Annotated in this window: 16 protein-coding genes; 6 read left to right on the plus strand and 10 right to left on the minus strand. The window is 74.1% G+C overall.

What is annotated here, in order from left to right; translation table 11 throughout:
- Positions 1 to 6 precede the first annotated feature (6 nt).
- The 5 genes from C3489_RS22490 to C3489_RS22510 form a co-directional block, all read right to left on the minus strand.
- A complete protein-coding gene (locus C3489_RS22490; RefSeq protein ID WP_103783864.1) occupies positions 7 to 186 on the minus strand; it encodes a DUF1272 domain-containing protein in 180 nt (59 codons plus the stop codon).
- 111 nt (positions 187 to 297) lie between these two features.
- Positions 298 to 1,206, minus strand: coding sequence for a phosphotriesterase (locus tag C3489_RS22495; protein ID WP_103783865.1), 909 nt, complete (start codon positions 1,204 to 1,206; stop codon positions 298 to 300).
- Complete coding sequence (locus C3489_RS22500) at positions 1,203 to 1,787, minus strand: DUF4865 family protein (protein WP_103783841.1); 585 nt, start codon at positions 1,785 to 1,787, stop codon at positions 1,203 to 1,205. Before C3489_RS22500 ends, C3489_RS22495 begins: the two co-directional genes overlap by 4 nt.
- A gap of 16 nt (positions 1,788 to 1,803) precedes the next feature.
- The gene (locus C3489_RS22505; protein WP_103783842.1) at positions 1,804 to 2,193 is read right to left on the minus strand and encodes a cupin domain-containing protein; all 390 of its coding nucleotides are present in this window, start codon (positions 2,191 to 2,193) and stop codon (positions 1,804 to 1,806) included.
- Between the two features lie 9 nt (positions 2,194 to 2,202).
- The gene (locus C3489_RS22510; RefSeq protein ID WP_103783843.1) at positions 2,203 to 2,784 is read right to left on the minus strand and encodes a TetR/AcrR family transcriptional regulator; all 582 of its coding nucleotides are present in this window, start codon (positions 2,782 to 2,784) and stop codon (positions 2,203 to 2,205) included.
- An 85-nt stretch (positions 2,785 to 2,869) separates the two neighbouring features.
- Between C3489_RS22510 and C3489_RS22515 the strand changes: the two genes are divergently transcribed.
- The 4 genes from C3489_RS22515 to C3489_RS22530 all read left to right on the plus strand — a co-directional run bounded on the left by C3489_RS22515 (position 2,870) and on the right by C3489_RS22530 (position 7,051).
- Complete coding sequence (locus C3489_RS22515; RefSeq protein WP_103783844.1) at positions 2,870 to 3,337, plus strand: hypothetical protein; 468 nt, start codon at positions 2,870 to 2,872, stop codon at positions 3,335 to 3,337.
- 125 nt (positions 3,338 to 3,462) lie between these two features.
- Complete coding sequence (locus C3489_RS22520; protein WP_103783845.1) at positions 3,463 to 3,744, plus strand: SHOCT domain-containing protein; 282 nt, start codon at positions 3,463 to 3,465, stop codon at positions 3,742 to 3,744.
- A complete protein-coding gene (locus C3489_RS22525) occupies positions 3,741 to 4,493 on the plus strand; it encodes an ABC transporter ATP-binding protein (RefSeq protein ID WP_103783846.1) in 753 nt (250 codons plus the stop codon). Before C3489_RS22520 ends, C3489_RS22525 begins: the two co-directional genes overlap by 4 nt.
- Complete coding sequence (locus C3489_RS22530) at positions 4,490 to 7,051, plus strand: ABC transporter permease (protein WP_103783847.1); 2,562 nt, start codon at positions 4,490 to 4,492, stop codon at positions 7,049 to 7,051. The genes C3489_RS22525 and C3489_RS22530 overlap by 4 nt, the downstream gene beginning before the upstream one ends.
- Before the next feature lie 63 nt (positions 7,052 to 7,114).
- Here the strand turns inward: C3489_RS22530 and C3489_RS22535 are convergent, their stop codons facing one another.
- Positions 7,115 to 7,705, minus strand: coding sequence for an ATP-binding protein (locus C3489_RS22535; RefSeq protein WP_103783848.1), 591 nt, complete (start codon positions 7,703 to 7,705; stop codon positions 7,115 to 7,117).
- Positions 7,706 to 7,909: 204 nt separating this feature from the next.
- Positions 7,910 to 8,233 (minus strand): hypothetical protein, encoded by a 324-nt coding sequence (locus tag C3489_RS22540; RefSeq protein ID WP_103783849.1) that lies wholly within the window; start codon positions 8,231 to 8,233, stop codon positions 7,910 to 7,912.
- Positions 8,234 to 8,588: 355 nt separating this feature from the next.
- Here C3489_RS22540 and C3489_RS22545 point away from each other — a divergent pair, with 355 nt between their 5' ends.
- Positions 8,589 to 9,713: a PLP-dependent cysteine synthase family protein gene (locus tag C3489_RS22545; protein WP_103783850.1), complete on the plus strand. Its 1,125-nt coding sequence runs from the start codon at positions 8,589 to 8,591 to the stop codon at positions 9,711 to 9,713.
- Positions 9,714 to 9,767: 54 nt separating this feature from the next.
- Here C3489_RS22545 and C3489_RS22550 read toward each other — a convergent pair whose 3' ends face one another.
- Genes C3489_RS22550 through C3489_RS22560 form a run of 3 tightly spaced genes read right to left on the minus strand, consistent with a single transcriptional unit; the run spans position 9,768 to position 11,562 of the window.
- Positions 9,768 to 10,148: a hypothetical protein gene (locus C3489_RS22550; protein WP_103783851.1), complete on the minus strand. Its 381-nt coding sequence runs from the start codon at positions 10,146 to 10,148 to the stop codon at positions 9,768 to 9,770.
- Between the two features lie 39 nt (positions 10,149 to 10,187).
- On the minus strand, positions 10,188 to 10,658 hold the full coding sequence (locus tag C3489_RS22555; protein WP_103783852.1) for an SRPBCC family protein: 471 nt from the start codon (positions 10,656 to 10,658) through the stop codon (positions 10,188 to 10,190).
- A 58-nt stretch (positions 10,659 to 10,716) separates the two neighbouring features.
- Positions 10,717 to 11,562: a DeoR/GlpR family DNA-binding transcription regulator gene (locus C3489_RS22560; RefSeq protein WP_103783853.1), complete on the minus strand. Its 846-nt coding sequence runs from the start codon at positions 11,560 to 11,562 to the stop codon at positions 10,717 to 10,719.
- A 288-nt stretch (positions 11,563 to 11,850) separates the two neighbouring features.
- On the opposite strand from C3489_RS22560, the gene C3489_RS22565 reads away from it, so the two are divergent.
- Positions 11,851 to 14,214, plus strand: coding sequence for a hypothetical protein (locus C3489_RS22565; protein ID WP_103783854.1), 2,364 nt, complete (start codon positions 11,851 to 11,853; stop codon positions 14,212 to 14,214).
- The last annotated feature ends 11 nt before the right edge of the window (positions 14,215 to 14,225 follow it).

The following is a 14,225-nucleotide window of genomic DNA, read 5'->3' on the forward strand; positions in this document are numbered from 1 at the left end:
TCCCACTCAGCTCCGGCGGCGCGGTCGCGGGACCAACTCGCCGCCGCAGTTGGGGCACACGTGGCGCATCTCCTCGCCGCACGGCACGCAGAACGTGCACTCGTAGGAGCAGATCAGGGCCGGCGCGTCGGGCGGCAGCACCGTCGTCGTACAGCGCTCGCACTTCTCGCGCATCTCCAGGGCCATCGTCGTCTCGCTCCTCACCCGCGGGGCCGTGGCTGTCATTGTGCGGTCCCGGCGGCCCGCCGCGCGCGGCCCCGGCGGGCCAGAACCCGACATGATCGGGCCAACGCCCGCTCACCGCCACTCGGCCGCGAACGCGCGCGCCGGGTTGGCGGTCAGCATTCGCCCCACCAGCTCCTCGCCCAGCACGGCCGCGAGCCGCGGCCGCACCCGGCGCAGCAGGTAGGGCATCCCCGGGCCGCCGTCGACGGAGCGGGCGGCGGCGGTCGTCGTGTCGCCGCCGAGCAGCAGCCGGTCGCCGAAGCCGGCCTCGGCGAGGGCCCGCACGGCCTCGGGCATGCGCCAGTCGGTCGCGTGGTGGGCGCGGGACGGACCGTCGAAGGCCAGCCAGCAGTCGGCCTCGGCCGCCTGCCGGTGCACCAGTGGGTCGGGGAACCGGTTGAGGTGCCCGAGAATCACCCGGTGCGGTGGCACGCCCAACTCCCCGCACAGCAGGTCGAGCACGTCCAGCGCGCCCGTGCCCAGCTCCAGGTGGACGGCGATCGGTGCGCCCGTGGCCCGGTGCGCCTCGGCCGCCGCGGTCATCGTCCAGCGGGCGTGCGCGTCCAGCGCGTGGAAGCCGCCGGCCACCTTGATCAGGCCCGCTCGTACCCCCGACGTGCCGATGCCGTCGGTGAGTTCGGCGACGAACACCTCGGCGAGCCTGCCGCGCAGCTCCCTCAGCACCTTCCCGTCGTAGTGCACGTCCTGGTGCAGGCCCGTCGCGGCGACCACATGGACGCCGGTCTCCCGGGACAGCGCCGGCAGGTCGGCGGCCCGCCGCCCCAGTCCGTACGGCGTCCACTGCACCACGCTGCCGCCGCCCTGCTCCCGGAACGCCGCGAGTTCGGCGCGCGCCGCCGACGCCGCGTTCAGCTCCTGGCCCGGCAGCCGGGGACTGGCGAAGAACAGGTGGTCGTGCGCGTCGCACACGCCCAGCCGCTCCGGCTCGACGTCCCCGAGCACCGTACGGACGAAGCTCACCACTGCCGGCCCCGGGGCAGCCTGTGCAGCCCCGGCGCGGACAGGTGCAGCACCTGGAAGACGTCGCCCTCGGCCTTGGGCTCCTGCTGCTCCCACAGCGAGAAGTGGACGACCTCCCAGTGCCGGGAGTCCACCACGGCCGCCGCGAGCACGGCCCCGTCCTCGCCGGCCAGCCGCTGCGCCTCGGCCGCCGCCTCATCCATGAACTCCGCGATCACGACGCCGTCCGGGACGGAGCGCCGCCGCACTGCGGCGACGGCGGCGGGGGAGCCGGCGGCCGCGCCCTCCTCGTACGCCAGACCCGTCCACTGCTGGACGGCCGGGCGCCCGAAGTCGTCGACCGGTCCCTGGAACGGGCCGCCCCACAGGAAGCGGTTCATGCCCTGCGTGGAGTGCCACAGGTAGAACGGCGCGTACTGGTTGACCGGCGAGCCGTGCACACCGCGCTCGCGGATCAGATAGGCCTTGAGTCCGAGCCCCTCCCAGTCGTCCAGCTTGTGCCCGAGGCGGGACACGCGCGAGCGGATGACGCCCATGTCGTAGTCGGCGGGGAGTGTCATGGCGTACTGCATGGCGTGCATGGAAAGGCGCTTCCTCTCAGGCGGGGTAGTCGTCCACGTGCCGGTCCCAGTCGGCCGTCGTGCCGTCCTCGGCGGCCTCGACGACCGCGAGATGGGTCATGAAGGTGCCGGGGGCGGCGCCGTGCCAGTGCCACTCACCCGGTTCGATCCATACGGTGTCGCCGGCCCGGATCGGCTCCGCCTCGCCGCCCTCGCGTCCCACCAGTCCCTCGCCCTCCAGCACGTGCAGGACCTGGCCGTGCGGATGGCGGTGCCACGCGGTGTGCGCGCCGGGCGCGAAGTGGACGTTGAACATCCGCAGCCGGGAGGGGGAGGGCGGCGCGGCGACCTCGTCGAGCCAGACCGTGCCGGTGAAGTTCTCGGCCGGACCCCGCAGGGAGTCCGGGCGCTTGCGGGTGATGTGCACGTGTCTCCTTCACGTGTCGCTGTCGGGTGCGAGCAGGGCGAGCAGTCCCCGCACACCGGCGTCGAACGCGGCGGGGGAGCCGGAGGCGCGGGCCAGCACGTAGCCGCCCTGCACGGTCGCGAGGATCGTCGCGGCGATCTCCTCGCTGTCGAGGCCGGCCGCGAACTGCCCCTGCTCCTTGCCCTCTTCGACGAGGGCGGCGAGCCGGGCCTCGACCCAGGCGATGGTCTCGTCGACGGGGGCGCGCAGCTCCGGACTGGCGATGACGTCCGGGTCCATCGTCAGCCGGCCGACGGGGCAGCCGCGCAGCACATCGCGTTCACGGGTGAGATACGCGGCGATGCGCTCGTACGGCGTGCCCGGACCGTCGAACACCCGACCGGCGGCGGTGCGCAGCTCCTCGGCCGTGCGCCGGATGGCGGCCAGCGCGAGGTCGGGCTTGCCCTTGAAGTGGTGGTACATGCTGCCCTGGCCGGCACCCGCGCGCTCCAGGATCGCCTTGGGGCTGGTGCCCACGTAGCCGCGCTCCCACAGCAGTTCGCGGGTGGACTCGATCAGTCGCTCCGACGTGCTCATGCGCTTACTGTACATACTAGTAGTTACAGAATCCAGGGTTGATCCCCGAGTGCAACCACCCGGCCGTCCCGTATGTCTCCTCCAGCAAAGGGAGGCCGCCATGACCGCACACACCGCATCCCGCCCGCCGCGCCGCCGGACCGTCGCCCTGTCCGCCGCCGCCCTCACCCTCGGCGTCCTGGCCACCGCCACGGCCGCCACCGCCTCGCCCGCCGACCGGACCGGACACGCGCCCCGCACCAGGGAGATCGCCTCCGCCGTACTCGGCTCGGACTACAAGGTCACCCTCACCGCCCTGCGCTCGGCCACCGACCCCTACGCCGCCTCCGTACGCCTTCAGGTCTTCGTCCACAAGGGCGGTGCCTGGAAGGAGTCCGACCGCGTCCGGGTGGGCGGCGCCAACAGCTGGTTCTGGTACCCGCTGACCGGCAGCCACGCCGTCGGCACGTTCTCCACCGCGAGCACCGAACCGGCCCCGGTCAAGGTCCGCCTGCTGATCACCCCGTCCATCGGCTACTCCGGGACGTACGCGTACGTCATCCGCCACGGGGACATCACCACCCGCTGAACACTCCCGCGTACTCCCTGGGAGGTACGCACACTGCCGCTGGCCGTACGACGACCCGGGGCACCCGCCGGGGCGACTCTCGGAAGCGAACCGCAAGGACGCACCTTCCGAGGAGTTGACCGACCATGCTGACCCTGGCGCACTTCGGCGACGGCGGGCCCGGCCCGTGGATCCTGCTCTTCCCGGTGATCTGGGCCCTGGCCATCGGCGGCGGCATCGCGCTGCTGCGCCGCACCGTGTGGCGCGGCGGCCGGCGCGGCCCGTGGCGGCCGCCCGCCGCCGAGGACAATTCACCGCTGACCCTGCTCGGCCGCCGCTTCGCCGCCGGTGAGATCGACGAGGACGAGTACTGGCGCCGGCTGTCCGTCCTGGACGAGCAGTTCGGCCGCAAGGGCGGTGCGGCATGACGACCACGACCACCGCCGTACGGACAGCCGCCCGGGTCGTCGACGCCGTCAAGGTGTACGGCGTCGGCGACACCGCCGTCAGGGCCCTGGACGGGGTGAGCGTGGCCTTCCCGGCCGGACGCTTCACCGCGATCATGGGGCCCTCCGGCTCCGGCAAGTCCACCCTGATGCACTGCGCGGCCGGCCTCGACACCCTCACCTCGGGCTCGGCCCACATCGGCGACACCGACCTCGCCGGCCTCGACGACCGCCGGCTCACCCTGCTGCGCCGCGACCGCGTCGGCTTCGTCTTCCAGGCGTTCAACCTGGTTCCGACGCTGACCGTCGCCGAGAACATCACCCTGCCGCTGGACCTCGCCGGCAACCGGGGCGAGCCCGAGTGGATCGACGCCCTGATCGACGTCGTCGGGCTGCGTGACCGGCTCCACCACCGCCCCGCCGAACTGTCCGGCGGGCAGCAGCAACGCGTCGCCGTGGCGCGGGCGTTCGCCGGCCGGCCCGACGTCGTCTTCGCCGACGAACCCACCGGCAACCTCGACTCCCGCTCCGGCGGCGAGGTGCTCGGCCTGCTGCGCCGGGCCGTGCGCGACATGGACCGCACCGTCGTCATGGTCACCCACGACCCGGTGGCCGCCGCCCACGCCGACGAGGTCGTCTTCCTCGCCGACGGCCGCCTGGTCGACCGGATGCCGGCGCCGACCGCCGACCGCGTCCTGGACCGCATGAAAGCCTTCGAGGTGCCCTCATGAACGCCTCCCTGCGCCTGAGCGTGGCCGGCCTGCGCGCCCACAAGCGGCGCTTCGCCGGCACCTTCCTCGCCGTCTTCCTCGGCGTGGCCTTCCTCGCCGGCACCCTCGTCATGGGCGACACCCTGCGCGCCAGCTTCGACTCCATGTTCGGCAGTGCCACCGCCGGCACCGATGCCGTGGTCCGCAGCGCCGACGCCATCACCACACCCGGCGAGAGCCAGGGCGTACGGCAGCCCGTGCGCACCGACCTGGTGAGGAGGATCGAGGGCGTGCCCGGTGTCGCCGCGGCCGCCCCGAACATCCAGGGCGCCGGCCAGCTCGTCGGCAGCGACGGCAAGCCCGTCGGCGGCCAGGGCCCGCCCACCCTGGCCGGCAACTGGATCACCGACCCGCGGCTCAACCCGTACACCCTCGCCGAGGGCCGCGTCCCACGGAAGCCGGGCGAGGTCGTCGTCAACCGGGGCGCCGCGAAGAAGGGCGGACTGCACCTCGGCGACACCACGGTTCTGCGCACGCCCGACCCGGTCCGGGTGCGGATCGTGGGCCTGGCGACCTTCGGCGGCGCGGACGGCATGGCCCAGGTGACCTTCACCGGGATGACGCAGGCCGACGCGGAGAAGTACCTCACCGCGCGGCCCGGCCAGGCGGCGAGCATCCAGGTGCGCGGGGACGCCGGGGTGAGCGAGCGTCAGCTCGTCGAGCGGCTCACGCCCGTGCTGCCGCACGGCGTCGAGGCCATCACCGGGCAGGAGTCGGCGCAGGAGAACACCGACATGATCTCCAGTCAGTTCCTGACCCTCTTCACCACCTTCCTCCTCGTGTTCTCCGGGGTCGCCCTGCTGGTCGCGACCTTCTCCATCCACAACACCTTCGCCATCGTCGTCGCCCAGCGCACCCGCGAGAACGCCCTGCTGCGCGCGCTCGGCGCCTCCCGCCGCCAGATCACCGCGACCACCCTCGCCGAGGCGAGCGCCGTCGCCGTGACCGCCTCGCTCGCCGGCCTCGCGGGCGGCATCGGCATCGCCGCCGGGCTGCAGGCCCTGTTCCCGGCCATCGGGTTCCCCTTCCCGGACGGCGGACTGGTGATCGGCGCCCTGTCGATGGCGCTGCCCCTGGCCGTCGGCGTGCTGGTCTGCCTCGGCTCCGCGCTGCTGCCCGCCCTACGCGCCGGGCGCACCGCCCCGCTGGCCGCGCTGCGCGAGACGGCCGTCGACACCTCCGGCGCCTCCCGGTCGCGGGCAGCCGCCGGAGCGGCGCTGATCGTGCTGGCCGCCGCCGCGACGCTCACCGGCGTCCTGCTCTCGCCGTCCGTGTGGCTCGCGGGCGCGGGCGCGCTGCTGGCCCTGGCCGCGTTCGTGGTCCTCGGCCCGGTCGCCGCCGGCACCGCCGTACGCCTGCTCGGCGGCCCGCTGGACCGGCTGCGCGGGGTGACCGGCTCCCTCGCCCGGCGCAACGCGCTGCGCAGCCCGAAGCGCACCGCGGCCACCGCGGGGGCGCTGATGATCGGCGTGGCGGTGGTGTCCCTGTTCACCGTCTTCGGCGCCTCGCTGAAGGCGACCATGGACCAGACCGTCTCCCGGTCCTTCGCCGGCGACGTCGCGGTGAGCACCCCCTCGTTCGGGGCGGGCGGCAGCGGCCTCAGCCCGAAACTGGCTCCCGCCGTCGCCCGGCTGCCCGAGGTGGACACGGCCGTCGGGCTCGGCAGGGGAGTGGCCCAGGTCGACGGGAAGGGACGGGCGCTGACCGTCACCGACCCGGCCGCCCTGGCGCGCACCTTCGACCTCGGCACCGTACGCGGCGACCTGCGCGCCCTGGGCGGCGACGGCATCGCCGTCACCCGCGCGGAGGCCGACCGGCAGGGCCTGGAGACCGGGGACACCGCCGAACTCACCTTCACCGACGGGGTGAGGAAGCCCTTCACCGTCCGCGCGGTCTACGGCCGCTCAGAACTGGCCGGCGACTACGTCATCACCCGCGCGGCCTGGGCCCCGCACCGCACGCAGGACTCCGACACCCTCCTCGCCGTCTCCTTCAAGGACGGCGTGAGCCAGGACGCGGGCAAGGCGGCCGTGCAGAAGGTCGCCGCGCGCTACGGCGACCCCGAGGTGCAGACACGCGACGAGTACGCGCAGTCCTCGGCGGGCGGGATCGACATGATGCTCACCCTGGTCTACGCGCTGCTCGCGCTCGCGGTGCTGATCGCCCTGCTCGGTATCGCCAACACGCTGACGCTGGCGATCCACGAGCGCACCCGCGAACTCGGTCTGCTGCGGGCCGTCGGCCAGACCCGGGCCCAGCTGCGGGCCATGGTTCGCTGGGAGTCGGTGCTGGTGGCCGCGTTCGGCACGGTCGGCGGGCTCGGGCTCGGCGGCTTCCTCGGCTGGGTGCTGGTGCGCGCCTCCGACGGCGCGTCGGACAGCGCGTTCGCCTTCGCGCTGCCGCCCGGCCGGCTCGCGGTGGTGGCCCTGGTGGGGCTCGCGGCCGGTGCCCTGGCGGGGCTCAGGCCGGCCCGGCGGGCGGCCCGCCTGGACGTGCTGCGGGCCATCGCCACCGAGTGACGCGGGGGAGCGGTACGTCCCACCGCTCCCGGCGCCCGGTCGGCGCGGTGCCTCACCGCCCGGTCAGCCGACAACGGCCGACCGGGCGGGAGCGTGCGCGTGCGCGGGGGCGGGCTCGTCGACCACGGGCGCCGCGGAGGCCACGGGTGCGACGGGCCCCACAGGGCCCACGGGCTCGACGGCGACCTCGACGAACCGGGGTTCCGCGGCCGTGCGCCGCGGGGCGCGGGCCGGCCGGGCCGGTGCGGAGGCGGGCGTGGGCAGGGTGAACCACACGACCTTGCCGTCCTCGCCCTCCGGACGCGCTCCCCAGCTCTCGCTGACGGCGGCGACCATGGCGAGGCCCCGCCCACAGGTGGCGTCCGTGTCCGTCTGCTGGTCGGTGTCCAGGACCGGCAGACGTGGATCGCGGTCCCGGACGGAGACGACGAGCTGCGACGGCAGCAGCTCGATCTCCACGGTGCATGTCTTGTCGGGCTCGGCGTGCTGGTGGACGTTGGTGAGCAACTCGGTCACACCGAGCGTCGCCCGGTCTATCAGTGGGTCCAGATGCCAGTAGCGCAACTGCGCAGATACGATTCTGCGGACTTGGCCGATCCGCGACGGCAGGGCCTGGAGCTCCACCGTGCAGTGCCTGCTCGGGTAACTGATCACGGCTGCGACTCCCCGACGTGAGGTCCGGAAGAACACGGAGGACGGATCTTCAGCAGGACGCCTGCGTGACACTGCCGCCTGCTGTCGTGGCCGGCGGGCTGGTTCGCAGCGTTGTCGCCGGTAAACCCTAAGTGACGTGACACCAGCGTGACCCAGGGGATGCGGTCCCGCAACTCGCCGCGACCGATCGCCTGCGCTGCGTGGTCAGCCGGTGCGCCCGGCCGCCCCGTGCACGGCCCGGCGGAACGGGCGTGCCGCCGGTGAGCCCGGCACGCCCGGGGCGGGGTCGTTCTCACCCAGCGTCAGCAGGTGACGCCGGCCGCCGAGGACGGCCGACGCACGCCCGCGCGGGGCGAGGAAGGGGCTGCTCACGCGCGTCGGTCGCACCGGGGCGCCGGCGATCTCACTGCCCTGGCCGGTGGGCAACCCCGGCCCGCCGCCGCTGATCCGGATCCGGCCGGCCCGGGTGAGCGAGCGCGCTCCCGTGTCGATCCGCACGTCCGTGGCCGTGAACTCCGGCTCCGCCATGCCGACCTGCCCCCTTGCGCGTGTGGTGATCCGGCCACGCCCCGTCAGGCACACGTGGCTCCCGACCCGTCCGGCCCGAGGGCCGTGGGCTGCGTCACGTCCGGAAGTCTGCCCGCCGAGTCCGCCGAGCACCAGGGTGCGACAGCGCCTCCCGGCGCACTGGCCGAATGCGCCCCCCACGTCACGGCAGGTGCGCACGCCTGCGCCGGGGGCCGGTTCGCACGTGCGTGCCCCAGGGCGGCTTTGAGCCGCCCAAAGAGGCGTTTATGCAGGTGAGAAGTGGTGCGAGGGGTGCTTATCATCGGTGTGTCGGCCGCGCGACGCGCCGTCGGCGCGAAGTGTGAGGAGCACTGTCGTGAGCACCATCGAGCACACCCCGACCGGCGCCACCCTGGACGTCGACCGCAGCGACGCCGCCTACCGCGACTGGCTGAAAGAAGCGGTCCGCAAGGTCCAGGCCGACCACAACCGCTCGGCCGACACCCACCTGCTGCGCTTCCCGCTGCCCGAGCACTGGGGCATCGACCTGTACCTCAAGGACGAGTCGACCCACCCCACCGGCAGCCTCAAGCACCGCCTCGCCCGCTCGCTGTTCCTCTACGGCCTGTGCAACGGCTGGATCCGCCCGGACCGCCCGGTGATCGAGGCGTCCAGCGGGTCGACGGCCGTGTCGGAGGCGTACTTCGCCAAGCTGATCGGCGTGCCGTTCGTCGCGGTGATGCCGCGTACGACGAGCGCCGAGAAGATCCGCCTGATCGAATTCCACGGCGGCCGCTGCCACTTCGTGGACGACCCGCGCACGATGTACGAGGAGTCCGCCCGCCTCGCGGCCGACACCGGCGGCCACTACATGGACCAGTTCACCTACGCCGAACGGGCCACGGACTGGCGCGGCAACAACAACATCGCCGAATCCATCTTCCGCCAGCTGGAGTTGGAGCGGTTCCCGGAACCGGCGTGGATCGTCGCGACGGCCGGCACCGGCGGCACGTCCGCGACCATCGCGCGCTATGTGCACTACATGCAGTACGACACCCGGATCTGCGTCGCCGACCCGGAGAACTCCTGCTTCTTCGAGGGCTGGACCACCGGCGATCCGGACGTCACCTGCGACTGCGGCTCGCGGATCGAGGGGATCGGCCGGCCGCGCATGGAACCGAGCTTCGTGCCGGGCGCCGTCGACCGCATGATGAAGGTCCCCGACGCGGCCTCCGTCGCCGCCGTACGCGCCCTGGAGCGGGCCATCGGCCGCAAGGCGGGCGGCTCGACCGGCACCGGCCTGTGGAGCGCGCTGAAGATCGTCGCCGACATGGTCGCGCAGGGCCGCCACGGCAGCGTCGTCACCCTGCTGTGCGACCCCGGCGACCGCTACCTGGACAAGTACTACTCCGACACCTGGCTCAGGGAACAGGGCCTGGACATCGCCCCGTACGCCGAGGCCATCGACTCCCTGCTGGCGACCGGGGTGTGGCCGGACTGAGGGCGACGGTGGGCTCCGCGGCGGAGCTGCCCGCCGGGGCGGGGGCGATGCGCGTCAGGGGCCGCCGAGCTCGGCGATGAGGTCCTCGTCCCGCATGCCGGGCAGGGCGTATCCCTCGTCCTCGTCCCACGGCACGTCCTCGCCGTCGATGTGCACGCTCCATGCGGCCCTCGGCACCGCCCGGCGCAACTCGGTCAGCGAGTCCAGGACATGGGCGATCACCGGCAACAGCCGCCCCGGTCGCTTCGGTAGCTTGGTCGACCCGGCCAGTACCTGGTCCGGCTCGCCGCCACCGCCGGTGTACAAGTACAGGCTCTCCTCGTCGGCGTACGGGAACGACTCCAGGTGGGCGCGGGTGATCCGCTCGACCTCGGCCCTCTCGGCCTCGGTCAGCGGCGTCTCACGGCGCGCGTGGTAATAGAGGGACACGCTCATGCGGTGAGCCTAAGGGCCGGGTACGACAACGCCCCCGGTCTAACCCGCCAGCCGCCGGTCCAGTGCCGTCACCGCGCCCCGGAACGACCGGGCCAGACCCGGGCGGGCCGCGCCCAGAGCCAGACGGAAGGGGAGCGTGCCGTCGGCGGCGAACGTCCACTGGACGCGGGTGCCGGTGCCGGACGGCGTCAGACGCCACTCCTCCAGCAGGGCCCGGCAGCCCGGCGCGTTGGTCACGTCGACGCGGTAGGCGTACACCTCCGGCTCCTTCGCCGCGAGGATCGTCTCCAGGAAGCGCGTCCCGCCGCGCAGCCGCACCTCCCGGCGCGCACCGTCGTCGAACGGCCGGACCAGTGCCACCGCCCAGAACCACTCGGACCAGCCCGGTACGTCCTCGGCCAGCGCCCCGTACACCCGCTGAGGACCGGCCGTGATCTCCTGGGCGAAGACATGCCGTACGGCAGCCGTGCCGGTGAAGTCGAGCCCCACCGGGCGCAGACGGTGAGCCATGGGTGCATCCCCCTTCGCAGCGGCCCGCGTTCGGGCCGTCACGATATCTGGCGGACCGTCAGTTGTCTGCGGCCCGCACGGGTTCGCCGTCCTCTTCCGGCTCACCCGCGACCACCAGCCGCACATGCTCGGAGATCTCCGCGCGTGCCTCCCGCGGCAGCCCGGCATCCGTCACCCAGGTGTCCACCTGGTCCAGCTTCGCGAACGAACTCAGACCCACCGTGCCCCACTTGGTGTGGTCCGCGACCACGACGACGCGCCGCGCCGACCGCACCAGCCGGCGGTTCGTCTCCGCCTCAGCGAGGTTCGGCGTGGACAGCCCGGCCTCCGCCGATATCCCGTGCACCCCGAGGAACAGCACATCGAAGTGGAGCGCCGCGATCGCCTGGTCGGCCACCGGACCCACCAGCGAGTCGGACGGCGTGCGCACTCCACCGGTGAGCACCACCGTGGCCGCCCCCTGCCGGGGCCCGGACGTGCGCTGCGCCGCGTGGAAGACGTCGGCGACCCGGACCGAGTTGGTCACCACGGTCAGATCCGGCACGTCCAGCAGCCGGTGCGCCAGCGCGTACGTCGTCGTACCCCCCGACAGGGCGATCGCGCTGCCCGGCGCCACCAACTCGGCCGCCGCCCGCGCGATGTCCTCCTTCGCCGTCAGCTCCAGACCGGACTTGGCCTCGAACCCCGGCTCGTGCGTGCTCGCCTCGACCACCGGCACCGCGCCGCCGTGCACCTTCTCCAGCACACCCTGCCGGGCCAGCGCGTCCAGGTCACGGCGGACCGTCATGTCCGACACGCCGAGCTTGCGGGTCAGCTCGTTGACCCGGACCCCGCCACGCCGCCGGACCTCGTCCACGATCAGGGCACGTCGCTGCTCCGCGAGGAGGTTCTGATTCTCACTCACGTGACGCTCCGGTCCTTTCGCCTCAAGCCGCCGTCCGCTCCGACACGCCCGGCGCACCCGCCGCGACGAGGAGCTTGTCCGCCCGGGTGTGCGGACGTCCCATCCTCGCACGTCGCCGTGGACCGCGCGCCACCCGCCCGGCCCGTCGCGCACATGCCATCCTGATGTCGTCGGCCCGGTTCGCCGCCGCACGGATCGGGGAGATTTGGTGACGGAGGGTACAGGACCCGCCCGCGGCGGAGATCCTGGTCCCGGCACACGACAGCCGACGGCGGCACCACGGGGGAAGTGCGGACAGTGGAACGCGCGCAATCAACGGCCCTGGAACTCCTCGTCCACGGAGTCGGGGGCGCCACACCCGAGAAGATGCTGGGCGATCCGCGCACGGTACGGATCACCGGCGACGACACGGCCGCCGTCTTCCGGCGGGCCGGCGACGTGGACGCCGAGCAGCGTCCGGGCGACTACCGCGGCAAACCCGTGCCCGAGGCGTACGTGTGGTGCAACCTCACCTCCGGCAACGGCACCCGCGCCCTGTGGCTGCTGCTCCTGCCGTTCATGGTCGTCAACCTCGCCCACTGGATGCGGCCCTCCGCCCACGGCCGCCGGCGCACCGTGCGCCTGTACGGGCTGCTGGTGCGCCTCGCCGGGCTGACCCTGACGGTGCTGCTGGTGGCGGCCGCCTGCGAGGTGGCCCTCGACCTCGCCGCCTGGCAGTGCGCCGGCACCCCCGACTGCGCGCGGCGGCACTCCTGGCTCGGCTTCCTGTCGCCCACCGAGTCCGCGGGCGGCTGGTGGAGCCGGCCGGGACGCCGCCTCGCGCTCGCCGCGCTCGTCCCCGCCGCCCTCACCGGACTGCTGTGGTACCTGTCCCTGCGCACCTGGAACGCCTACGAGGCCACCGAGCCGATGGACCGCCCCGTCGAACCCGACGAGGCGATCGGCCGCACCGCCCTGAGCCGGCCCGGCTTCTGGTACGGGCGCCGCCTGGTGGCCCGGCTGCGCGCCGCCCACACCGCCGCCGGACTGCTGACGGTGGCCGCCGCCGTGGGGTCGGCCGCGGCGCGCTTCGACCGGCGGCCCGGCGGCCCCGCAGTCCTGAACCTGCTCGGCTGGCTGCTTCAGGGCGCGATCGTGGCCGGGGCGGTGACCGTGGTGTGGGTCGTGTGCCGCCGCGGCCGCACCGAACGCCGCAAGGACCGGGCCCTCGACGCCCACCTCGTGCGGTGGCTGCCGCTGGCCGCCCTGCTGCTCCTCCTCGCGGCCGCGGTGTACGCGGGATGGGAACGGCCGGGCTGGCGGTCGGCCGGCCGGCTTCCGGGCAACGCGACCTTCGGCGGCATCACCCTCGTCCAGAGCCTGCTCGTCGTCGTCCTCGGCGTGGTCGCCCACCTGCTGCACCGCACCCGGCCCGACCGGCGTGCCGCGATGCGGGGCCTCGGCGGACCGGCCGTCGCGATGCTCGCCTGCGCCCTGGGCGGTGTGATCTCCGGCGGCGTGTCGCAGCGGGTGGCCGACTGGCTGGACGGCACCGGCGCCTCCCTGCCCGGCCCGCCCGTGCTGCTCACCTGGCAGGCCTCCGTCATCCCGCCGCTGCTGGTGGTGGTGCTCGCCCTGTGCGGCTGGCTCGCGCGCCGCGCCTGGAGGCTGCGCCGCGCGGAGATGGCCGCCGTCGAGCGCGACTACCACGGCGAGGCCGGCGACACAGCCCTGACCCGCCGTATCGCCACCACGCGCGCACTGGCCTCGCTCACCGACCGCGCACCCCGGATCGTCGCGATCACCTCCGTCACCACGCTGCTGCTCGGCGCCGCCGCCCTCGTGGGCGCGCTGGGCAGCGGGAAGACCCCGGTGGGCGCCGCGCGCGACGCGCACCCCTTCGTGCAAGGCGCCGCCGAGACCGCGCAGGCGCTGGGGTCCTGGCTGATAGGGCTGGGCTTCCTGCTGTTCGTCACCTGGGGCCGGCGTGCCTACAAGGACGCCTCCGCCCGGCGCACCATCGGCATCCTGTGGGACGTCGGCACCTTCTGGCCGCGCGCCGCCCACCCCTTCGCACCACCCTGCTACGCCGAGCGCGCGGTGCCGGACCTGACCTGGCGGATGGCCACCTGGACCCGGGCCACCGGCGGCAGCCTGGTGATCTCCGGGCACTCCCAGGGCAGCGTGCTCGCAGCGGCCGCGGCCTGGCAGCTGCCACCGTCCGCCCGCAAGCGGGTGGCCCTGCTGACCTACGGCTCCCCGATCGAGCGCCTCTACGGCCGCTGGTTCCCCGCCCACTTCGGGACCGCCGCGCTCGCCTCGCTGCACCACGACGTCGACCGCTGGCGCAACCTCCACCGGCTCACCGACCCCATCGGCGGCCCCGTGCGGCTGACCGGCGCCGGCGGCCCCGAGGTCGACCGGGAACCCCTGAAGGACCCCCTGTCCTACGGCCGCACCGCACTGCACCCGCTGCCCGCGCCCATCCTCGGCCACTCCGACTACCAGGCCGACCCGGCCTTCGCCGAGGAACGCCGGCAGCTGCTGGCCCGGCTGCGGCACGCGGAGCCCGCCGTGCCGGACGGCATGGGCGAGGCCCCGGCGCCCGGCGCACCCGGGGTGCCGCCGCAGCGGCCGCAGGACGACGGCGACCGGGCCGCGGAGAGCACCTGAGCGGCCGCGGC

Origin of the sequence: Streptomyces sp. Ru71 (assembly GCF_002920535.1) — a bacterium.
In the GTDB taxonomy this organism is placed as follows: Bacteria; Actinomycetota; Actinomycetes; order Streptomycetales; family Streptomycetaceae; genus Streptomyces.

Bases quoted from the DNA above. Each gene is read 5' to 3' on its own strand.
- C3489_RS22530 (WP_103783847.1), top strand. From the start codon at position 4,490: ATGAACGCCTCCCTGCGCCTGAGCGTGGCCGGCCTGCGCGCCCACAAG.
- C3489_RS22540 (WP_103783849.1), bottom strand. From the start codon at position 8,233: ATGGCGGAGCCGGAGTTCACGGCCACGGACGTGCGGATCGACACGGGA.
- C3489_RS22490 (WP_103783864.1), bottom strand. From the start codon at position 186: ATGGCCCTGGAGATGCGCGAGAAGTGCGAGCGCTGTACGACGACGGTG.
- C3489_RS22500 (WP_103783841.1), bottom strand. From the start codon at position 1,787: ATGCACGCCATGCAGTACGCCATGACACTCCCCGCCGACTACGACATG.
- C3489_RS22520 (WP_103783845.1), top strand. From the start codon at position 3,463: ATGCTGACCCTGGCGCACTTCGGCGACGGCGGGCCCGGCCCGTGGATC.
- C3489_RS22555 (WP_103783852.1), bottom strand. From the start codon at position 10,658: ATGGCTCACCGTCTGCGCCCGGTGGGGCTCGACTTCACCGGCACGGCT.
- C3489_RS22550 (WP_103783851.1), bottom strand. From the start codon at position 10,148: ATGAGCGTGTCCCTCTATTACCACGCGCGCCGTGAGACGCCGCTGACC.
- C3489_RS22515 (WP_103783844.1), top strand. From the start codon at position 2,870: ATGACCGCACACACCGCATCCCGCCCGCCGCGCCGCCGGACCGTCGCC.
- C3489_RS22510 (WP_103783843.1), bottom strand. From the start codon at position 2,784: ATGTACAGTAAGCGCATGAGCACGTCGGAGCGACTGATCGAGTCCACC.
- C3489_RS22525 (WP_103783846.1), top strand. From the start codon at position 3,741: ATGACGACCACGACCACCGCCGTACGGACAGCCGCCCGGGTCGTCGAC.